The organism is Sphingobacterium sp. KH_072 (assembly GCF_057837975.1).
This window is the reverse complement of sequence record NZ_CM174457.1, coordinates 1,439,941-1,459,373: the sequence shown is the minus strand read 5'-3', so window position 1 is coordinate 1,459,373 and position 19,433 is coordinate 1,439,941. Positions and strand designations below refer to the sequence as shown.

The 19,433-nt window shown below is 41.7% G+C and carries 22 protein-coding genes and 1 tRNA gene; 11 read left to right on the top strand and 12 right to left on the bottom strand.

The window, feature by feature from the left end; all coding sequences use genetic code 11:
• The first annotated feature begins 46 nt into the window (after window positions 1-46).
• The 3 genes from AC3IRT_RS06770 (at window position 47) to AC3IRT_RS06760 (ending at window position 2,176) form a co-directional block, all read left to right on the top strand.
• Window positions 47-119: transfer RNA gene (locus tag AC3IRT_RS06770), tRNA-Lys, on the top strand.
• 250 nt (window positions 120-369) lie between these two features.
• Window positions 370-1,602: a site-specific integrase gene (locus tag AC3IRT_RS06765; RefSeq protein WP_489392989.1), complete on the top strand. Its 1,233-nt coding sequence runs from the start codon at window positions 370-372 to the stop codon at window positions 1,600-1,602.
• Window positions 1,603-1,897: 295 nt separating this feature from the next.
• Window positions 1,898-2,176 (top strand): DUF3761 domain-containing protein, encoded by a 279-nt coding sequence (locus tag AC3IRT_RS06760; protein ID WP_489392990.1) that lies wholly within the window; start codon window positions 1,898-1,900, stop codon window positions 2,174-2,176.
• Window positions 2,177-2,239: 63 nt separating this feature from the next.
• Here AC3IRT_RS06760 and AC3IRT_RS06755 read toward each other — a convergent pair whose 3' ends face one another.
• Window positions 2,240-2,674 (bottom strand): DUF1810 domain-containing protein, encoded by a 435-nt coding sequence (locus tag AC3IRT_RS06755; RefSeq protein ID WP_489392991.1) that lies wholly within the window; start codon window positions 2,672-2,674, stop codon window positions 2,240-2,242.
• 407 nt (window positions 2,675-3,081) lie between these two features.
• Between AC3IRT_RS06755 and AC3IRT_RS06750 the strand changes: the two genes are divergently transcribed.
• Window positions 3,082-3,423 carry a hypothetical protein gene (locus AC3IRT_RS06750; RefSeq protein ID WP_489392992.1) on the top strand — a complete coding sequence of 114 codons (342 nt, stop codon included), beginning with the start codon at window positions 3,082-3,084 and terminating at the stop codon, window positions 3,421-3,423.
• 88 nt (window positions 3,424-3,511) lie between these two features.
• Here the strand turns inward: AC3IRT_RS06750 and AC3IRT_RS06745 are convergent, their stop codons facing one another.
• From AC3IRT_RS06745 to AC3IRT_RS06720, 6 genes are all read right to left on the bottom strand, one after another.
• The gene (locus tag AC3IRT_RS06745) at window positions 3,512-3,802 is read right to left on the bottom strand and encodes a hypothetical protein (RefSeq protein WP_489392993.1); all 291 of its coding nucleotides are present in this window, start codon (window positions 3,800-3,802) and stop codon (window positions 3,512-3,514) included.
• A 15-nt stretch (window positions 3,803-3,817) separates the two neighbouring features.
• On the bottom strand, window positions 3,818-5,245 hold the full coding sequence (locus tag AC3IRT_RS06740) for a RagB/SusD family nutrient uptake outer membrane protein (protein WP_489392994.1): 1,428 nt from the start codon (window positions 5,243-5,245) through the stop codon (window positions 3,818-3,820).
• Window positions 5,246-5,258: 13 nt separating this feature from the next.
• Window positions 5,259-8,396, bottom strand: a complete 3,138-nt coding sequence (locus AC3IRT_RS06735) for a SusC/RagA family TonB-linked outer membrane protein (protein ID WP_489395635.1) — start codon at window positions 8,394-8,396, stop codon at window positions 5,259-5,261.
• A gap of 38 nt (window positions 8,397-8,434) precedes the next feature.
• Complete coding sequence (locus tag AC3IRT_RS06730) at window positions 8,435-8,731, bottom strand: IS3 family transposase (protein WP_489395634.1); 297 nt, start codon at window positions 8,729-8,731, stop codon at window positions 8,435-8,437.
• Window positions 8,728-9,006, bottom strand: coding sequence for a transposase (locus AC3IRT_RS06725; RefSeq protein WP_489393147.1), 279 nt, complete (start codon window positions 9,004-9,006; stop codon window positions 8,728-8,730). Before AC3IRT_RS06725 ends, AC3IRT_RS06730 begins: the two co-directional genes overlap by 4 nt.
• Before the next feature lie 254 nt (window positions 9,007-9,260).
• Entirely contained in the window at window positions 9,261-9,965 is a 705-nt protein-coding gene (locus tag AC3IRT_RS06720; RefSeq protein WP_489395633.1) for a hypothetical protein, read from the bottom strand.
• Between the two features lie 247 nt (window positions 9,966-10,212).
• Between AC3IRT_RS06720 and AC3IRT_RS06715 the strand changes: the two genes are divergently transcribed.
• A complete protein-coding gene (locus tag AC3IRT_RS06715) occupies window positions 10,213-11,247 on the top strand; it encodes a hypothetical protein (protein ID WP_489395632.1) in 1,035 nt (344 codons plus the stop codon).
• 166 nt (window positions 11,248-11,413) lie between these two features.
• Complete coding sequence (locus AC3IRT_RS06710) at window positions 11,414-12,181, top strand: hypothetical protein (protein ID WP_489395631.1); 768 nt, start codon at window positions 11,414-11,416, stop codon at window positions 12,179-12,181.
• 203 nt (window positions 12,182-12,384) lie between these two features.
• Here AC3IRT_RS06710 and AC3IRT_RS06705 read toward each other — a convergent pair whose 3' ends face one another.
• Genes AC3IRT_RS06705 through AC3IRT_RS06685 form a run of 5 tightly spaced genes read right to left on the bottom strand, consistent with a single transcriptional unit; the run spans window position 12,385 to window position 14,975 of the window.
• Complete coding sequence (locus tag AC3IRT_RS06705; RefSeq protein ID WP_489393422.1) at window positions 12,385-13,617, bottom strand: IS256 family transposase; 1,233 nt, start codon at window positions 13,615-13,617, stop codon at window positions 12,385-12,387.
• A 45-nt stretch (window positions 13,618-13,662) separates the two neighbouring features.
• Window positions 13,663-14,109, bottom strand: a complete 447-nt coding sequence (locus AC3IRT_RS06700) for a 2'-5' RNA ligase family protein (protein ID WP_489395630.1) — start codon at window positions 14,107-14,109, stop codon at window positions 13,663-13,665.
• On the bottom strand, window positions 14,085-14,192 hold the full coding sequence (locus AC3IRT_RS06695; RefSeq protein WP_489396112.1) for a DUF2256 domain-containing protein: 108 nt from the start codon (window positions 14,190-14,192) through the stop codon (window positions 14,085-14,087). The genes AC3IRT_RS06700 and AC3IRT_RS06695 overlap by 25 nt, the downstream gene beginning before the upstream one ends.
• A 23-nt stretch (window positions 14,193-14,215) precedes the next feature.
• The gene (locus AC3IRT_RS06690) at window positions 14,216-14,701 is read right to left on the bottom strand and encodes a DUF4385 domain-containing protein (protein WP_489395629.1); all 486 of its coding nucleotides are present in this window, start codon (window positions 14,699-14,701) and stop codon (window positions 14,216-14,218) included.
• 28 nt (window positions 14,702-14,729) lie between these two features.
• Complete coding sequence (locus AC3IRT_RS06685) at window positions 14,730-14,975, bottom strand: DUF3253 domain-containing protein (RefSeq protein WP_489395628.1); 246 nt, start codon at window positions 14,973-14,975, stop codon at window positions 14,730-14,732.
• Between the two features lie 229 nt (window positions 14,976-15,204).
• Between AC3IRT_RS06685 and AC3IRT_RS06680 the strand changes: the two genes are divergently transcribed.
• The 5 genes from AC3IRT_RS06680 (at window position 15,205) to AC3IRT_RS06660 (ending at window position 19,380) form a co-directional block, all read left to right on the top strand.
• Entirely contained in the window at window positions 15,205-15,729 is a 525-nt protein-coding gene (locus tag AC3IRT_RS06680; RefSeq protein WP_489395627.1) for a TetR/AcrR family transcriptional regulator, read from the top strand.
• An 11-nt stretch (window positions 15,730-15,740) separates the two neighbouring features.
• Window positions 15,741-16,151: a DUF1348 family protein gene (locus tag AC3IRT_RS06675; RefSeq protein ID WP_489395626.1), complete on the top strand. Its 411-nt coding sequence runs from the start codon at window positions 15,741-15,743 to the stop codon at window positions 16,149-16,151.
• A 54-nt stretch (window positions 16,152-16,205) separates the two neighbouring features.
• On the top strand, window positions 16,206-17,318 hold the full coding sequence (locus AC3IRT_RS06670; protein ID WP_489395625.1) for a Gfo/Idh/MocA family protein: 1,113 nt from the start codon (window positions 16,206-16,208) through the stop codon (window positions 17,316-17,318).
• A 161-nt stretch (window positions 17,319-17,479) separates the two neighbouring features.
• Window positions 17,480-18,484 (top strand): aldo/keto reductase, encoded by a 1,005-nt coding sequence (locus AC3IRT_RS06665; protein WP_489395624.1) that lies wholly within the window; start codon window positions 17,480-17,482, stop codon window positions 18,482-18,484.
• An 8-nt stretch (window positions 18,485-18,492) separates the two neighbouring features.
• Window positions 18,493-19,380 (top strand): helix-turn-helix domain-containing protein, encoded by an 888-nt coding sequence (locus tag AC3IRT_RS06660; RefSeq protein WP_489395623.1) that lies wholly within the window; start codon window positions 18,493-18,495, stop codon window positions 19,378-19,380.
• The last annotated feature ends 53 nt before the right edge of the window (window positions 19,381-19,433 follow it).

The window sequence follows — 19,433 nt, the reverse complement described above, 5'->3', positions numbered from 1 at the left end:
TGCATCACTTCAAACAACGAAGGTTACTTCGTGACATAAGAAGTTCGATTCCGTAGCTCAGCTGGTAGAGCATTACACTTTTAATGTAGTGGTCCTGGGTTCGAATCCCAGCGGGATCACAGAGAGTAATACCAAAAAACATTAAAACCCTGCAAATCAACAGATTGCAGGGTTTTTTATTTGGGAAATAGCACCAAAATATGCACGAATTCGCATATTCGCGGTGAGTTATTCGGTGAGTCATTGGAATTTTTCTAATGACTCACCGAATAAGGACTTAACTTATTGATATTAAACGTGTTTAACCCAAGAACATCTTGTTAAAATAGTACTGCAAAGCTAATTTTGTTTCACCTTAACTCTTTAGTTATGAAGACTAATTTTAGTGTACTCTTCTTTTTGAAGAAGTCAAAAAATCAAAAATCACAGAATCCGTCCTTCGTTTATTGGCGCGTTACCTTGAATGGAAAGCGGTGGGAATGCCCAACCGGAAAAAAAGCATTCCCAGAACAGTGGAATGTCGACGCTGGTAGATTCTTGGGAAAATCGCAACAAACCAGAACAATGAATGCTTTCTTGGACAACCTAAATGCGAGGTTACATGCTATCTATCATGATCTTCGGATGGATGAGGCCAGTTTTGATATTTCTGCATTTAAAAAACGCTACCTAGGTATTACAGATACCGGTTACACTTTATGTTATGCCATCGAGCTGCACAATGAAAAAATGCAAACGCTGGTGCAGCATGGCGAGTATGCCGTAGGTACACTCAAACGATATCAGGTACTCCTAAGACACATTAAAACTTTCATTGAGGTTATTTACCATAAATCCGATGTTGATCTGAAAGATCTAGATCAGACATTCATTGATGAATTTGAATTCTATCTTCGATCTGTTAAGCTTAATGACATCAACACTTCCAATAAGCATCTGAAGAATCTTAAAAAGATCATTCTAATCTGCATTCGCTATAAATGGATTGATGCCGATCCTTTTGATGGTCGTAAGCTTCAATCTAAGCCCGTGAATAGAACTTTTTTGACCTCAGATGAATTGCGCCGTATTGTCGAGAAGGAGCTGACAACGCAAAGATTAGAACAGGTTCGTGACTTCTTCCTGTTTAGCTGCTATACAGGCCTCTCATACGCCGATGTACATAAACTTCAACTAACCGATATTGGCGTTGGTATTGACGGTGGAAAATGGATTTTCACCTATCGCCAGAAAACAGACACACGGGTTTCTATTCCACTACTGCCCGTAGCAGCTACCATACTGGCAAAGTATGCGGAGAATCCTTGGTGCGTTCATAATAACCGCGCCTTGCCTATATCCAGCAACCAAAAGATGAATGAATACTTAGTTGAGATTGCTGCCATATGCGGTATCAATAAGACGCTGGGCAATCGTGTAGCCAAACGAACCTTTGCGACCACCGTAACACTCATGAATGGCGTCCCTATCGAAAGCGTGTCGAAAATGCTTGGTCATACCAATATTCGCACCACGCAGCTCTATGCAAAAGTTCTCGATAAGAAAGTGAGTGATGATATGGCACCACTGATGAAGAAGTTTGCATTGCAAACTGACGAATAATATTGATACACGTTCTTTATTTTTATATGGTGCTCAAACTGAGCACCATTTTTCATATCTATCTCTACCTCTTTATACAATATTTATAAATTTCACTATATTTAATAAATTATAAAAACCGCTACTACCCTACATCTCCAGTCTAGTCATGAAATTCCTTCTTTTGTTATTTGCGAAGCTATTGATCGTAATTAGCACAAATACAAAAGTACACCTCATCTAATTTGAATATGAGGAGTGCCCCTAATTCATCATCTCAACTTCTACCATACCCTCGAGCACCTCTGTTCAACTGATGGAAGATTGTGATTGTCCATGGATAAGGGTGAATTACAATGGCGTGATTGGTTATGTAAACTCGGCATACCTATCCAGTGAAAAACAAACAACCAATGTTGCTACTTCCAGAATAAGACACTACGCCAATACTGCTGGAGAGCGCGTTCAATCTGCAACTCATTACAAGACTGCACCATCAAATGCTACAACTCGCTGCCTGGACGACAGCTATAGTTTTAGTAGAAGCAAGAGCGGAAACTGTTCGGGGCACGGTGGTGTAGCCCAATGGTTATAGCGTGATCAGTGCGATTGACCATCTCCAAACTATTAAATAAAGGATTTAAATCAGCTTGCCGGCCTACTCCTGAGTTTTCATGCCGCCTAGAATCTCCAGTGTTTTTTGATCCAACTTACCTTGGAAGTATTTATTTAAGACCTGTTGAAAAATGTTCTTAGCTTCCGATATTTCAGAAAACAGTGTCATACAGGAATGCGGCTTCAGATCATCCGGATTTCCAAATATATCGTGAGCTGTTAGACCGTTCAAATTGAATAGCGCAGTTGAGACTTCTCTCAAATTCTGACCAAGCACAGGATGTCTTAAAAATGCGGATGCCTCCTGCAAACTTTGAATGGCATAAAACTTTGAGGTATCACTATTACCTAAACCGGCGATCTGCGGAAAAACATACCACATCCAGTGCGATTGTTTCTGACCGCCTTTAATTTCGATCAATGCGTTCAAATAAACTTGATTCTGTGCTTTTAAAAATCGGTCAAGATTAATAGTCATTCGGTAAGATTGTATGGCAGCAATTTACGAAATAGGTATCAATATTGATTCCTCTAGATTTCCTAGGTGTACTAATGTATCATTGCCATACCAGAATTTAACTCAACATATAACCCATTCCCATAAGAAAAATCCATCGCAAATAGTTGGCAAAATTTTGCCAACTATTTGCGATCGCTCGTCCCTAACTTTGAAATATGAAGCGATTGAAATCTTGCTCATAACATTGCAACACCGAAAAATAATATTGATCATGAACACATTTAAAATATATAACAGAAGAAAGTTCGCAGTATTCCCGATGTGGGTCTACTGGTCAGACTTGGCTAGTAGGCCTTTATAAGATCAACGATATTTTACGCTTAATCGTAAGTAAGCTATTAATAAACATTCAAAATTTTAAAAACATGAAAAACACATTTGCAGTGAAGACATCACTCTTCACATTAATATTAGCATTAATAGCAATCGGTACGTTTGCTTTTAATGCCGTGATGATTAAAACCAAGACTGCTAGCAGCAAGGTGGTTAATTCCTATCATTTTATCGGAGATAGTAACACCGAAGGTCAGTTCTCTGAAATTGATAACTGGCAACCCGGCCCCGCCTCTGATGCTTGTGGTGACACCGGAGAAAAGCCCTGCGAAATAAGCGTGGAAGCGAACGATCTGGATGAGCTGGAAACTTATCTTAGTGGAATGAGCAATCAGGCAGTATTACAATTAAACCCTAACTCTAGGCGTCCTTAAGTTCTGCAAATTAAATGATAGAGGTCAACACAAAATGTGTTGACCTCTTGCTTTTTGTTCTTATCTTAAAAAAACGTAGGCATCTGATCTAATAATCATTAGGTTTTCCTGAGTTAGTCTCTTTCTGTATTTTGATTTCCTGTATTTTGGTTTCACCAATTGCTCTTATCACATCTAGAAGATCTCCTTTGTTTTTGATCGCATCACTAACAGCTGCAAATATGATGCTACCCCTAACAAGAAAGTTTTCATCAGATACATCAATCTCCCGCAGAAGTAGCCGTTCCAGCAACATGATGTGCTCAGATTTCCAGCCTTTCATCTCTGCTTTATTACCTAGATAGTATTTAATGACATTCTCCTTTTTAATGAATAACATATCTCAAGATTTGCCTTAGCGCGGATTCTGCTTAATATTCGACAGCGCAATTACTTCCTCTGGGATAGCAATAGCGTAACTCGGATCATTTGGCCGTAGCTGGTATCGCTGATTTTCGAGAACTCTTTCCAGCGTGATACCTACCCCATCCCGATTATATCTCTTTATGTCCGCCCATCTCAGTGCGCGCATCACCAGCTCTTTACGTCGCTCATCTCTAATGATCGCTATAGCGGTATCTTTATCCATGAATGTGTAATCTGTGAAATTCGAGATTTGGTAGCGAGTTACCAAAAGTTGATTCAGCGCATCAGCTGCACCACCAAGGTCTCCCAGCTGCGCCTTGCACTCCGCTATCATCAGTAGTATCTCTGCCGAACTTATTCCGTTGGTTACATTCATCGCCGCAGTATGACTACCCCGAAAAAAATAGGTGCCATCTGGGTTTGCCCGATAATAGATTCGCTTGCGCAGGTCATGCGCTGTATACATATTATATAACTCGGGGACTATCTTGGCAATGCTTGTACTCAGCGGCCCGCCATAGAGCGTATTGCTCCACAGTAGCAACTCTTCGCTACTATTGCTCTTGACTGGAATCGGATATAGTGGCGTCTCGCTGATCGTGTTGAAATCAATAAGGCTTAAACTTGAATGATCTATTTCGTGCAGGCTTTGAAGTGATTGGTCGTAGTCTCCCATGTATAAATACGTTCTGGCGAGCATCGCGAGCGCGACTGGTCTGGTCGGTGCTGTCTTTCCCGGTTGACGCTCGGGCAAAAGCGTAATAGCAAGCTGAAAATCGCTGATAATCTGCTGGTAGGTTTGTTCTAGCGTAGCACGCACCGAAGGTATATTGGGATCTGGATCGAGTTTTAGTACGATGCCCAAATCCTGCTGGGAAGTCTGGTTATTATAAGCGACACACCAAGTTTGCGCAGCATCCAAGAAGCGGCTTGCGCGCATAAATAGTGCATGGCCGCGGATCTGATCGGCTTGCACCCCATTTAGATTTTGCTCATCCATACCCTGAAGCACCAGATTGCAAATGTTAACTGCATAATAGCAATTGTACCACTCGTCACCACCCGAACTTTGCGGACGCGCCACAAAGTCTGGTTGCCATGTGTATAGTCTGCGATCACTTTCATATCCTAATCCCCGCACATCGGCATCACTTAGATAGAAGTCTGCTGCACTCACCTCTGCTGCGGCAACGTAGTCGTTATTTATATTGCCAAAATTATCTAACATCGCTTGAAAGTCCCCTACTGTGGCCGGGACAGATAAGCGCTGATCCGCCTTTTCTTCCAGAAAGCTATTGCAGCTTGATAATTGGATCATGACTATGGCCATCAGGACTCCTGCATACACCATCTGTTTTGATGGTATGGACACAAATCTGATTCGCCAGTTTCTATATTTTCTGCTTTGTAATTCCATCGCTATATTGATTTTAAAAGTTTGCGCGCATTCCCATGGTGTAGCCTGCCGGACGGACTAGCCTTGTACCGGCCGTATTATTAAAGTCTGGATCAATTCCATGCTTATTCGCTCGCCAGAGTATTCCCAAATTATTGGCATTCAAATAAAGCTCTACCTGATGCTGTCTGCCAGCAACTCGCAAGGGCAAACGGTAGTTCAGATTGATATATTGCAAGCGGATATGATCCCCTTTTTCCACCAGCGCGCTAGATCCAGCATAAAAGTTATCCCGCTGGGAGTTCGTGCTGTACATATTTGCTGGAATGTCGGTATGCAGCTCATCACCGGGCTGCTGCCACCGGTTCTCATAATCGCTATGGCTGCGCCAGCTATTCATTAAATTAGTGTAGTGAATCGATCCCCTGCGAAACCAGTAGCCCAACTTATAGGATATCCCCACCTGCAAACTGATCCCTTTATAGCCAAAGGAGTTAATAAAGGAACCAAAACTGGTCGGTATCGAAGAGCCAAAGAACTCCAGCTCTTCCAGCGTAGTTCCTGCTCCGATAATCGTACGATAGTCAGTGCTAATCTGCCCATCCAAGTATCCTTGCGCAGCACCTGTTTGTCCATCAAGGCCTGCCCAGGGGTAGGCAAATACCGCATATACTGGTTTGCCCGCCACGCCCGATATAGGGACATTGCTCGGATTTACATACTGATTAGCTAGAGTACGATTGATCAGGTACTGCTCGATCTGATCTTTAAAGAAACTGTAGTTTACTATGCTCGACCATTCTAGTGCGTTTGTTTTTATATTGATCGTTTTTAGTTCCACATCTACCCCATTTCCCGACATGCTGGCTACATTACGTAGCGTGTATGGCGGAATGCCAGTCGTGTAGTCTAGGGGCGCAGCGCCAAATAGGTCGCTACCTTTTTTACGAAAGTATTCTATGCTAGCCATGATCCGGTTATCCAGCATACGCAGATCAGCGGCTAGGTTAATCATGTTGGATGTCTCCCAGCGCAATGAGGGGTTGTAATAGTTATTAACTACAGCAACGGGTCTGCCCGTGTAATTAGAATTGCCAGGCAAATAGCGAATGGTATTCACCGCCGCCATAGCTGGGTCAATATTACCGCTAAAGCCATAAGTGGCTCGAACATTCAGGTAGCCTATTACATTCGAGTTGAAAAAAGATTCCTCAGAGATTTTCCATGCACCGCCTACCGACCAAAACGGGTTCCATTGATCATTGGTGTTTAGTCCGAATAGGTTACTGGCATCCCTGCGCACGCTGCCTGAGAGCGTATACTTGCCGCGATAGGTATAGGCCGCATTACCATACTGCGATAAAAAGCGTGTCTGGGTAGCTGAGACAAACTGATTGTTGGGGATAAAGCTACTACCTGAGATAAAACTAGGGTAACTGCGGGTGAAGTCCACCAGACCGCTGGTCATATTATCAGGATTATACCCATACAGACGGTGCTGGTCAGCCTCCCGAACAACCGAGCGCATCTCGAGACCAATAATGCCGCTGATATGATGCAGATCGCTGATACTACGATCATAGGCCAACTGACCGCGTACATTGTTGCTGCGGAGCATACTGCCAGAAAGGTCATTTATGCCACCTCTTGGCACGGCATAACTGGCCAGCCCTTGATTATTGATTTGTGTGTAGCGGTTAACAAAGTCACGCGCCATGTAGCTCTGTGGATCTGCAAGCGTTTGGCCGCTATCATATTGCCGCTCGAACTGATAATTAACCGAGGCGTTAAGCCCAGGTAGTATCTTATAATCAAGCGCGGCGGTAGCCAGCATATTTGAAGAGCGGCTAGAACTGGTATTATGCTGCCAGTCGGTTAGCGGATAGTAATTCCAATCCTGCAGTAACCCCTGCCCGACCGAATTGATATAGCTATTGTTCCAAGTATTAAATACGGCCTTTGGCCGGCCATGCTGGTCAGCAAGTTCCATGTATGGAACAAACACGCCGCCGTTCATCGAAATACCGCTATAACCCAGCCTGCCTGAGCGTGTTCCCGACTCGGTATAATAGATGCCCGTACGTATGGAAAGTGACTCTAGCGGCTTGTAGGTGTTTTCAAAGCGCAGATTCAGCCTTCTATATCCTTCCCCTAAGTTATCTCGATTACGATCATATCCAGCTGCCGATGACCAAGACAACTTTTCAGATCCTCCTTGCAATCCCAAATAGTACTGCTGATTTATCCCAGCTTGATACATGTGCTGATTCAGTTGATCCCGTGCATCAATGCCTCGTAGCCGCTGTAATTCCGTATCTACCTGCCCGGCATCTAAAGATCCCTCTGCCAGTTTGCTCAGCATATCCACTACTGGAGAGATCACCGGCCGAGAAGCGGAAGAGATGCGGCTATTGTAAAATCCTTGATTAAATAGTTCTACTTCCATGTCGATATAATCCGCACTAGACATTTGGCGGATGTAACCTAGATCTGGTTTGGCAGTAATGGTCATGTGGCTGTTGAATTCGATAGATATCGGCTTATCAAATGATCCTTTTTTTGTGGTGATCACAATCACGCCATTAGCCGCTCTAGCACCCCAGATGCTGGATGCTGCGGCATCTTTTAAGATGGTGATACTCTCGACGATATTAGGATTAATGTTGTTGATATCACCTTCATATGGAAAGTTGTCCAGCACGATTAACGGATCACGAGGTCCTTGAATAGTGGATAGCCCACGAACCATTAGCCTAGGTGTAGTTAAACTATTATCTGTAGTGATGCTACTGGCAATCGCAGGTAGTCGAGAGATGATATCCGGACCTACCTGCTGATTGAAAAGATCCCTATCTACTGATGAGAAGGAACCAGTTGCCCGTTCGCGCGGTAACTGCTGATACCCGGTGGATACCACTGTAACTGAGTCTACCGAGCGCACATCAGCCTCCAGCCGCACGGTCAACGTATCCATATCCGTATCCATGATTGCTGTCGTAAATGAGCGGTAGCCCTGATGTTCAACCACAAATCGTCTTTCTGCAGATGGGTGTATTCCCAATACAAAGCGGCCGCGAAGATCGCTAAGTGTAGAATTATCTAGACCCGACTGACGGATCGTTGCCCCACGAATGGGCAGGCCATCATGTTTTGATACAACCCTGCCGCGCAACTGCTGGGCGTGCGCAGTATGGTAGGATAACGCTAGGGTTAGTGCAAGTAAGTATATTGAAGGCTCATTACCCGATATAAACGCCGTACGCGCTTGGCATTTATACGATACCCTAGATCTTTGTTGAGATACGCAGTCATCCGTTCCACACCGTAAAATGGACAGTCCCGAAACTTGCGGTCAATTAGCTTCATGATGGACTGATTCAACAAGGATTCACCTTTAGGCTTGAAATAATAGAAGCTACGTTGAAGATTCAGCAGCTTACATTGCCCCACAATACTTAGCGGTTCATATCCTGGGGAAACAAGTCCGCGCCTTTCAATCATGCTCATTTCCCCAATACCTTTTTTAAGAAATCAACTTGGATCTGAAGTTCACCAATCTTGGAATAAAGTTCTTTCTCTTTAGACTCTTCTTTCTGTGTAGGTTTCTCTGAACCGAACACCGTGTCAGCTTTCTCCAGAAATTCCCGTTTCCAAGCGGTGATCTGTGTGGGATGAAGGCTGTATTTGGAAGCAAGTTCCTGCATGGTACTAACTTCTTTAAGGGCTTCTAAGACTACTTTGGTCTTGAAAACCGGACTGAATTTTCTACGCTCTTTTTTCATTTTCAACTGTTAAATTATCGAATTTAATCAGCAGTCCAATATTTGGGGAGTATTACACTCTTGCGCACTGCCCCATAAAGGGAATAACAGACAACACAGTATCCTAAATGGTTTTGCTACACAGACTAGTTTGCTCATATTGACTTTTCTGATCTTAGGTCGAAATTTAAGTCATCTCAGGCTATTATAACTGTGTCGTTTATGATTCGCACCAAGGCATTTACAATTAGTACCAATCAAGCCTCGCTAATGATTTAATTACAATACAGTAGATCGCCCGTGTGGAAATTGCTAATGACCTGATCGCTGTATTTGGCGTGTATAACATAAAAGAGACCTCTGTAATGTGGCCTTTTTTCACCCTCTTCCAATGTTTTATTCTCTTGGTCGATTGCAATTTTTAGCGTGTTCATCTCATCATCATACAAAGGCACATACTTGAGCGTGCGATCCTTCAATTTCCACGTGTATATCTCGTACGAGTCCATGAACTCTCCTTCTGTTTGTTCGGCAGTGCCATGTTTTTTATTCAGTAGCTGAATAAATTGATCGCTCTCCTGCTTGGTCAAGTCCGATGCAATGGCATTAAACACCATGATTTCTTCTTCCAGACTAACCACCATATTAAACGTATTGAATACGAAGTCATCATAGCGAGCTAGCTCATCACTACTTCTGGAGGAGAATTGGCGATACTCATACCACAATGGCTTTGCTTCATCCGTGTAGTCGTTTTCTCTACTTACGAACTTCTGCATTGAGGTATTTTTTACGTTGTAGACTTCCTCATAACTACTATCCTTTGTATCCGCAGGCAACAGTGTGCTTACAGGAGTAGAGAAATCAAAATTTTCTAATTGCAATACCGTTGTCGATAATGATTTCGTTTGCCCTTGGCAACTGTTCATCATAACAAGGACGAAAAGTGAAAGTGCCATTGTTTTCATATTATAATTCATAGATTTTGCACTAGTATTTTTTACTGACGCAATTAAGTGTAATGTAATTACAAATAGAGATCAATAGCTGTACACGTTTACAATTCGTTGGGGTAGATTTATGAATTGCTCGGCAAACAACAAATACGAATTGTAAACGGCTACCTGTAGATAATAAACCGATCGCTGGTTTCGTTGCTGTTAATGCTACTTTGCAGAAAGCGAGTACACGATAAAAAAATCATGACGCCAAAGAAAAAAAGTCTTTATGAAAAATATAATCATCCTCTCCCTACTGCTTACTTCGGTTATTTCGTTGCAATCCTCTTGTCAGGAAAAGGAAACATATTGGCGAATAAAGAACATATACAGAGAAGATCATGAGCCTTTTGTCGGGCTAACCGCCATGTCGATGGAAGAAATATTCGACTACAATTTTCACTTTGTTAGAAAGAATGAAAGTCTACATTTTGAATGGCCAGAAAAGCTAGAAATAAACTTGAAAGATTTCAGGAGTCTCCATCAGCTCCATATTACCGGCAAGGATTATTATGAAATGTACGATCATGAATTCGACGATAGTCGCTTTCTCCTAAAATTCAAGGATAACGCGACATCATCAAAGTCAAAAAATACCATTATGGAGTTTGAAAAGATCGAAAAACACCAATACGATGAAGATATTGCTGAAGCTATCGCCTATCAAAATGAGGTACTGCATAAGATCAACGAATTGAAGGCGACATTAAAAAAGCAGCCTCCTATTACATTGAACAAACTTGAAAAGCTTACTACCAAAGTGGACACCATATTTGATGATACATATGATAGCGACATCATTTTGAGAATCCCAGAACAGATAGCGCTGCATGAATCCGGTGATCTTAAAAATCAAAAATTTGGCGATATAAAAATTGGTACGTTTAAAGATCATTCAAAGATTTACGATATAGAACACACAGAAGATTATGGGTTGAAACAACTGACTATTTGGGTATCGACCGATCCGGCAAGTTTTAGCATGGAGAAATTTGTGGCAGAAAACGACAACATAGTTTTGGTAAAAGAAGAGAAAGACAACATTGTGGGCTACACCATCAGTTATGACTTTGAAAATGAGCAGGCTATTATCGGTTCATTCTTCTCGCTAAAATATTACCAAGTTGGCAAAACACACATATTTATATATGGTGACGTTACGGCCTCGCAAATGAAGAACGCACCGAATGACGTAGAGATGAATAAAATACTGAAATTCAACTATATGATATCTGAACATATCACGGTAAAACCAAATCCTTAAAGAAGTACATGCTGATTTAATATGGAACGCAACTCTTTAGGAGTTGCGTTTTTTGTGTCGTAAAGATTAGCCTTGAATGATGATTTCTTTTTTTGCATGCCGCTAACCGAAATTAAAGTGAAATCATTTTAAGCAATTACCCAAATACTATTACTTTTATAAGATCATGACGACGAATTCGAAAACAGCTTCTTCGACTCGTAGATATGCTGTGCAAGTACGATCTCCAATGAGACATTTTTCGGTCTTTTTCACATTTATCGTGAGCCTTATGGCTTTTCGCCTTTATGCATTTGATCGTTATCCAATGATAGAATGGTATTACTTTAGTTTAAGTAAAGATCAAGCTCTTTTATTAATAGGTGTGTACATGCTTACAGGATATTTACTTGGATGGCGATTTGGCGTTGGTAGAATCAAATTATCAATCAATCAAAACGGTATTAAATGGCATTGGCAGCGACGTTATCCCTGGAGTAAAGCAGATGATTTCAATATTGTTTGGAGTGATATCCAACATTACAGTTTTCCTTGGACTCGTTACTACTATTGCATGCAACTTACACTAAGTAATGGTAGTAAGACAAAACTTTTCGCGAGTATGAGAACTAAAAGCAATGACTTTCTCGCGTTTAAAGAGGATTTTCTAAGCGAGATAAAACGATGGAACGAACAAGCAGTCACAGAAAATCGTACCACCATTACCAAACCACCTTCTTTTTACGAGTCCAAGACTGCTTTTGTATTGATCTATGTAATTGTCGCTTTCTTAATTAGTTTCACCGTGGCATTTGTATTCCTTTTGAAAGAATCGATGCCTCCGATAATCGTCTGGATCGTGATGATAGGAGCTTCTTATATGTATATTGGTCACGTGATCAGTACGAGAAGTAAAATAAAAAAAAGAAATGCCTTCAGCGAAGTGAACAAATAAAACCTGTATTAAAGCCCTCCTCCTACGTTCACCAAAGCGCGCTCAATCTTACCGGAAATCAAATGTTTCTTGATGTTGCCAAGGACCACCTTGATAAACCCAAAGATCCAAACCAGTAGCTTGGATGGGAGTGTAAAGCGAACTGTGTCACGTCACTCTTTTTAGGGTTCGTGCTCAGAGGCTGAAAGCCTCGAGTGCGAACCCTAAAAAGAGTTGCCGAAGGCCTTAATTCTATCTCCAAATTTAATATGTAATTGTTGCATTGTCAAACCCCAGTTTCGAATAGGCATAGTCCATTTCTTGGATATATCCTTAATGGTGAGATAAACTAGTTTTAACAGTGCCTGATCCGAGGTGAATGCTCCCTTCGTTTTCGTGATTTTTCTAACCTGCCGGTGCATTGCCTCGATAGCATTTGTCGTATAAATAGCTCTTCGAATCTCGGGTGAATACTCAAAATAAGTAGAAAGATTCCCCCAATTATCCAACCACCCCTTTACCGAAAGTGGATACTTCTTGCCCCATTTTTCATCAAATTCTAAGAGCTTTTCGTAGCCTTGATCCTGATTGATGGCCTGATAGATAGGTTTTAAATCTGCAACAACAGCCTTTTTATCCTTTTCCGGGACATATCGAAGACTTGAACGTATCTGATGAACTATGCAAAGTTGGATCTGGGTTTTGGGATATACCGCTTCGATAGCATCGGGAAAACCCTTTAAGCCGTCGATGCAGGCAACTAGGATATCCTCTACGCCCCGCTGCTTCAGATCGGTCAGTACCGAAAGCCAGAACTTCGCACCCTCATTTTCTGAAAGATAAATACCGATTAGGTCTTTTCGTCCGTCCCGATTTACCCCAAGTATATTGTATACTGCACGGGTTTGAACACTGCCGTTGTCTTTAACTTTATAATGCATGCAGTCCAGAAAAACAAAGGGATATACTGATTCAAGTGGGCGATTGCGCCATTCGTTCATCGCAGGAATGACCTTGTCGGTGATGTTGGATATTTCCGTAGCAGATATGTCCATCGCATACATTTCTTTCACATAGCCCGAAATATCTCGTGTGCTCATGCCTCTAGCATACATGGCAATCACGTTTCCTTCCAGTTCATCAGTAATGATTAACTGGCGCTTGGGAATTATCTTAGGCTCAAAAGTGCCGTTTCGATCACGGCCACTCTCCAGTTCAAAATGACCAGACTGAAGGCTTCGTACCGTCTTTTTGGTCTTCCCGTTTTTACGATTGAGCTCGCCAGATGCTTTATTTTCTTGTAGATGGTGATTCAGCTCACCTTCAAGCATACTTTCAAGAAGGTGTTTCAGCATTGGAGCAAAAACACCATCAGTACCACCCATTTTCTTGCCTTCATACAGGCTTTTCATTGCTTCTTCTTTGAAGCGCTCAAAGTCAAATCCCTCTTTTTCCATTGTTATGTGTCTAATATAAAAAATCTATACTTGACACAGTTTAGTTTACACCCTCGCTTGGATGGTGAAAGGTTGGAAGATTTCCTCCAATTGTGATAACAACTCCTTTGACATTTCTGGAGTTACTTTATTCTGCACCGTGATGTGCGGTCTGAAGCCTTGTTTGTCTTGGGGAATCAGAACTGCTGCAAAAGCTTCGCTTAAATACCTATGTAATTCTCGCAATTCTGCGGACGCTATCTTAAACGCGACGCCAGCACCCAACTGCATCAACCCAACAACCTCCATATTAAACTGATTCTTCGATACATTTCGTAAAATCTCGAAAGTGCGTGCAATATCAGGTAATTGATGAAACAGCGTTAAATGCGCTTTGAGGTAATTCCGTTCGCTAGGAAAATGCCTCTCCCGTAATTGATTGAAATACAATTGACTATCCTCATCCATCCGGACGGTCAATATATAAATTACTTTACTCGTGCTAGCTTGCATCGTTGTGAACAATATTTGACTTCATCCCACACCTTCTCCCATTTTTTGCGCCATGTAAATGGTCGGCCGCAAGTCGCGCAGATTTTCTGCGGTAAGTCCGATTTTTTTAACCCCTCTCATCCTTCCACCGTTTTTTCATTGCTGCATATTTTTCGTTCGCTTCAGCTTGTTTCCATCGGTCATAAAATACGTCGGCTGCGGCTGCTTTTTCAAGATCACCTGTGCCACGCTCCAACATCGCATAGTCGTTATGCTCATCATATTTCTTTCCGCCTTTGTAATTCACGTAGCGTCTGGCTCGTGTATAGCCCATCTGCAGATATTTCCGAGCCATATCAGCACCTACTAAATCCTCTGCTTTCACATACGCTTCAAATAGATCAAATATCTTTTCACTGCTTTCTACGGCGATCTTTTCTGTCTTAAAACGCCAGTATTGCCCGATTTCTGATTTATAAGGTTCGCAGATAAGTACGCCTTGCTCACCCTTGCCAACGCGATACCGTTCTGGATTTTCGCGATAATCGACATCCGATTTCCACGGATAGCTTTCTTTATCAAAGTTTAGATAACTCGGTTTGCGGTTTTTCATAAATGGGACAATCGAAGAGTTTGTCTAGTTACGTAGTTTTAATGCGTATTGGCCCTTTAATATGATTTACATCTGCAACTTCACCATGTTGCACAACCAACACCTCGCCTTTGCGGTGCAATGCAATCGCTACATCAACCACATCTTGCATTCGATTTCGCCAATTGTCTGGATAAAGCTTGCGTGCCACTTCCGATGGACAAATACTTTTATCTGCACCGCGCGCAGCAGTGGTAGACAGGATGGCTTTTTCAATTTCTGGATCAAGTGGCATAGAAACTCAACAAAGAAGACACCTTATTGGTTTCGTATTTTCTTTCATGTCTAACTATCAGCTTTAACTGGATTATCAATCAGGATGAAGAATTAGCATTCAGGTTCATCATGGTTTAGTAGTTTTTACAAGTCGGTTGGATGTATGTTAATCAAAAAGTTAAACTACACAGACAGACTTGTCTGTATAGTTTAACTTTTATACATTTGCTTAGACAATAGTAGTATACATGAGTAACCCACGGGAAAGAATTATAAATACCGCTTCCATCCTGTTTCACCAGCAAGGGTACAATAGCACTGGAATAAATCAGATTATTGGCGAAGCCAACGTAGCAAAAGCTAGCTTTTATCAGCATTTCAAATCTAAGGATGAATTATGTGTAGCATTCCTTAATACCAGACATGATTATTGGTTTTCACAGTTATTGACATACGTTTCCAAACATACTAATAGGAAAAAAAGAGTGTTAAGTGCTTTTGAATTCATCATCGCTATGAACATGAAGGAAAATTTTAGAGGATGCAGTTTTCTAAATATCCTATCGGAAATATCCAAAGAGCAAAGTGCCATACTTTCGGTGATACAGGCGCATAAAACCGATTTGAGAATATTCTTTGAAAAAGAACTTGGAGACGATATGTTAGCCTCTCATATTTACCTCTTATTTGAAGGCGCCATCATAGAAAGCCAACTCTTTCAATCAAATGAGCTAGTCGAGAAATCAAAAAAAATCATAAACAGTTCAATTTAATTCTTAAAACAATGGAACAGAAGCACCCTTTGCCTCCATTCACCTTGGAGACCGCAAAACAGAAAACCCAAATAGCAGAAGACGCTTGGAACACCAAAGATCCTCAAAAGATTTCCTTGGCGTATACCGTAGATAGTGAGTGGCGAAATCGCGATGTTTTTGTCAATGGTCGCGAAGAAATTGTCGAATTTTTGACCGGTAAATGGGAAAAAGAATTGGATTACAAACTTAGAAAAGAATACTGGGCACATACCGATAACAGGATTGCCGTTAGGTTCGAATACGAATACCGAAACAAAGCCGGCAAATGGTTTAGAGCCTACGGCAATGAAAACTGGGAGTTTGACGAACATGGCCTAATGAAAAAACGCTATGCAAGTATAAATGATCTCGAAATAAAGGAAGCGGATAGATATTTATAAACATAAAATGGATTGCGCACAGAAAACGCTACATTGCCATCTAACCTTGTAAACATGAAGCAAAAAAAATTCTCCCTCCTTACTTTCTGTGCGGTTTGTATCGTAATTTTATCCTCTGCCGGAACGAATGTGATGGCGCAGAAAAAACTGAACGTTGTGGTGGCTGGCCTGAGTCATGATCATGTATACCTGATCATGAATAGTTACGAAAAAGGTGCGGTAAATATCGTCGGTATCTCCGAAACTAATATAGATTTGATCCAGCGGTTTAAGCAACGGTATAATCTAGCTGATTCGCTGTTTCACAGCGATTTATCCGCGCTTCTTAAGATTCGAAAACCCGACGTAGTGTTAGCATATAATCCCATCAATGAACATCTGGCTGTCGTAGAAGCATCGGCGCCTTTAGGCATATCCGTAATGGTCGAAAAACCGCTTGCAACTACCGTTGAACAAGCGGAACGCATGGCACAATTGGCGAGAAAGCACCAAATTCATTTGCTTACTAACTACGAAACCACCTGGTATGCAAGTAATCAGGAAGCTTATGTGAAGATCAAAAACAACAAAGAGATCGGAAAGATCAGAAAAATGGTGGTGCACGATGGGCATCAGGGTCCAAAAGAAATCAATGTAAGTAAGGAGTTTTTAAGCTGGTTAACCGATCCAGTACAAAATGGCGGCGGTGCGATCGTAGATTTTGGTTGTTATGGTGCAAACCTCATGACATGGTTAATGGATGGCAGGGCGCCCACCGCGGTCACCGCCATCACGCGACAACTCAAGAAAGACGTATATCCACTTGTGGATGATGATGCGACTATTCTCTTAGAATATCCGGACGCAACGGGAATTGTCGAAGCATCTTGGAATTGGCCATTTTCTATTAAGGATATGGAAGTATTTGGTGAAACGGGATATATCCAAGCGGTGAATCCAACATTGCTTAGAATCAAGGAAAATGAACGTGCTCCTTACCAAGAAACGACTGCCGCCTCGCTCCCCATTAATCTAAGCAATCATCTAGACTATTTAGCGGCGGTGTTAAATCGCGAGATGGATCCCAGACAGGATTTATCCAGCTTAGAAAACAACCTAATTGTGGTGAAAATTCTAGAAGCAGCGAAGACATCTGCGAAGACAGGTCGTAGAGTGCTATTACAATAAGTAGCTAGTTATCATTTCGCAACTCGCAATCAGCATGGTACGACGCTTCCCAAAATCAGCAATTTCCCATTAGGATAAGTTTATTTACCATTCCCTGATTTGGTTACAACAATCCCTGTTATGCTTACATAAGCGTTGCGTGATTTGGCGAATTTTGAGTTATGGTAAAGAAACAATTTGCATTAGGCAGTCAGGGATTGACGGTGCCGATGATTGGATTAGGCTGTATGGGAATGACTGGTTTCGAAGATGGACATATGTACGGCCCAGCAGATGAGAAAGAAGCTATCGCTACTATCCATCGTTCTTTGGAGTTGGGAGGGAATTTTTTAGATACGGCAGATCTGTACGGCCCATTTAAAAATGAACAACTCATTGCGAAAGCTATTAGCGGAAAGCGAGATCAATTTATTTTAGCATCGAAGTTTGGTTGGGAAATCGATGACAACAATAAAGTAACTTGGGCTATTAATGGAAAAAAAGGATATGTCAAAAAAGCAATCGAGCGCTCGCTGAAAAACCTTAACACGGATTACATTGATCTATATTATCTACACCGATTGGACAAAAATACACCAATCGAAGAAACGGTGGAGGCGATGAGCGAACTGGTGAAAGAAGGAAAGGTTGGATACCTTGGTTTATCAGAAGTTTCTTCAGAAACTATTCAACGCGCGCACGCCGTGCACCCGATTACTGCGGTACAGAGTGAATATTCCTTGTTCGAAAGAACGGTAGAGGCTCGCGGCGTATTAAACAGGCTAAAAGAGTTGGGTATTGGCTTTGTTGCGTACTCTCCACTGGGTCGTGGATTTTTATCTGGCGAGATCAAAACAATTGATGATCTACCAGAAGATGACTTCCGTCGTGCAATCCCTCGCTTTCAAGGGGGAATGTTTGAAAAGAACATCGAGTTAGTCAAAGCCATCAAAGCCATGGCAGATGAGAAAAATATCACACCATCACAGCTAGCTTTGGCGTGGGTAATCAATAAAGAAATACTACCAATACCAGGTACAAAGCGAAGAAAATACCTAGAACAAAATATAGAGGCGACTCATATTGAATTGACAACAGCTGATATAGCGAAACTAGAAAACATGTTGCCACTCGGAACGGATACTGGCGCCGCTTATGATGATTTCAGTATGGGATTAATTGATTAAATTTGATTATGCACTCGATTAACTCCTTATCCGAATTTCACCGCTTGCTGTCCTTACCGGAACCACGACATCCTTTGGTTACGGTAATCGATCTCAGTGAAAGCATTTTTTTGGAAGATGATACGTGGAATGGTTTCGTGAATCGCTTCTATTGCGTTGCGCTTAAACGCGAAGTCAAAGGTAAGATCAGGTATGGGCAGCAGCATTATGATTACGACAAAGGAGTGTTGAGTTTTACCGGCCCCAATCAAGTGCAGCAACTGGATCTGCAAAACATAGAATGCGGATCCGGTTATCTCCTTGTCTTTCACCCAGATTTCCTCTTGCAACATACACTAGCAAATAGCATCCATCAGTATGGCTTTTTCGATTATTCCGTGAACGAAGCGCTACACTTGTCTGCCGAAGAAGAGCAAGATTTAATCAACATCCTGCTCAAAATTGACAAGGAATGCCAGTATATTGATAAACACACGCAAGAGATCATTCTTACGCAGATCGAGAGCTTATTGAAATACTCTAATCGGTTTTATGAACGTCAGTTTCTGACGCGCAAAAATAATAACTCAGGGCTGCTGATTAAATTCAAACAGCTGCTTGACGATTATTTCAGCAGCGATGTACAGTCTTTGCTTTCAGTACACTATTTGGCTGAGCAGATGAACCTCTCCCCTAATTATTTAAGTGAGCTGCTACGGATGCATACGGGGCAGAATACGCAACAGCATATTCACGAAAAGTTGATATCAAAAGCGAAAGAAAAGTTATCTACAACGAGCCTTTCGGTCGGCGAAATTGCTTATGCGTTGGGTTTTGAACATGCGCAATCTTTTAGCACACTCTTCAAAAAGAAAACAAGCTTATCCCCACTGGAATTTAGACAGACTTTCAACTAATTAGTATTATTATGCTATTTGTAGCAAATTAGGATCGGATATTGTGATAACAA

Bases quoted from the DNA above. Each gene is read 5' to 3' on its own strand.
- AC3IRT_RS06660 (WP_489395623.1), top strand. From the start codon at position 18,493: ATGCACTCGATTAACTCCTTATCCGAATTTCACCGCTTGCTGTCCTTA.
- AC3IRT_RS06755 (WP_489392991.1), bottom strand. From the start codon at position 2,674: ATGACTATTAATCTTGACCGATTTTTAAAAGCACAGAATCAAGTTTAT.
- AC3IRT_RS06710 (WP_489395631.1), top strand. From the start codon at position 11,414: ATGACGACGAATTCGAAAACAGCTTCTTCGACTCGTAGATATGCTGTG.
- AC3IRT_RS06675 (WP_489395626.1), top strand. From the start codon at position 15,741: ATGGAACAGAAGCACCCTTTGCCTCCATTCACCTTGGAGACCGCAAAA.
- AC3IRT_RS06680 (WP_489395627.1), top strand. From the start codon at position 15,205: ATGAGTAACCCACGGGAAAGAATTATAAATACCGCTTCCATCCTGTTT.
- AC3IRT_RS06760 (WP_489392990.1), top strand. From the start codon at position 1,898: ATGGAAGATTGTGATTGTCCATGGATAAGGGTGAATTACAATGGCGTG.
- AC3IRT_RS06730 (WP_489395634.1), bottom strand. From the start codon at position 8,731: ATGAGCATGATTGAAAGGCGCGGACTTGTTTCCCCAGGATATGAACCG.
- AC3IRT_RS06725 (WP_489393147.1), bottom strand. From the start codon at position 9,006: ATGAAAAAAGAGCGTAGAAAATTCAGTCCGGTTTTCAAGACCAAAGTA.
- AC3IRT_RS06765 (WP_489392989.1), top strand. From the start codon at position 370: ATGAAGACTAATTTTAGTGTACTCTTCTTTTTGAAGAAGTCAAAAAAT.
- AC3IRT_RS06750 (WP_489392992.1), top strand. From the start codon at position 3,082: ATGAAAAACACATTTGCAGTGAAGACATCACTCTTCACATTAATATTA.
- AC3IRT_RS06715 (WP_489395632.1), top strand. From the start codon at position 10,213: ATGAAAAATATAATCATCCTCTCCCTACTGCTTACTTCGGTTATTTCG.
- AC3IRT_RS06690 (WP_489395629.1), bottom strand. From the start codon at position 14,701: ATGAAAAACCGCAAACCGAGTTATCTAAACTTTGATAAAGAAAGCTAT.
- AC3IRT_RS06705 (WP_489393422.1), bottom strand. From the start codon at position 13,617: ATGGAAAAAGAGGGATTTGACTTTGAGCGCTTCAAAGAAGAAGCAATG.
- AC3IRT_RS06700 (WP_489395630.1), bottom strand. From the start codon at position 14,109: ATGCAAGCTAGCACGAGTAAAGTAATTTATATATTGACCGTCCGGATG.
- AC3IRT_RS06745 (WP_489392993.1), bottom strand. From the start codon at position 3,802: ATGTTATTCATTAAAAAGGAGAATGTCATTAAATACTATCTAGGTAAT.
- AC3IRT_RS06665 (WP_489395624.1), top strand. From the start codon at position 17,480: ATGGTAAAGAAACAATTTGCATTAGGCAGTCAGGGATTGACGGTGCCG.
- AC3IRT_RS06740 (WP_489392994.1), bottom strand. From the start codon at position 5,245: ATGGAATTACAAAGCAGAAAATATAGAAACTGGCGAATCAGATTTGTG.
- AC3IRT_RS06720 (WP_489395633.1), bottom strand. From the start codon at position 9,965: ATGAATTATAATATGAAAACAATGGCACTTTCACTTTTCGTCCTTGTT.
- AC3IRT_RS06685 (WP_489395628.1), bottom strand. From the start codon at position 14,975: ATGCCACTTGATCCAGAAATTGAAAAAGCCATCCTGTCTACCACTGCT.
- AC3IRT_RS06670 (WP_489395625.1), top strand. From the start codon at position 16,206: ATGAAGCAAAAAAAATTCTCCCTCCTTACTTTCTGTGCGGTTTGTATC.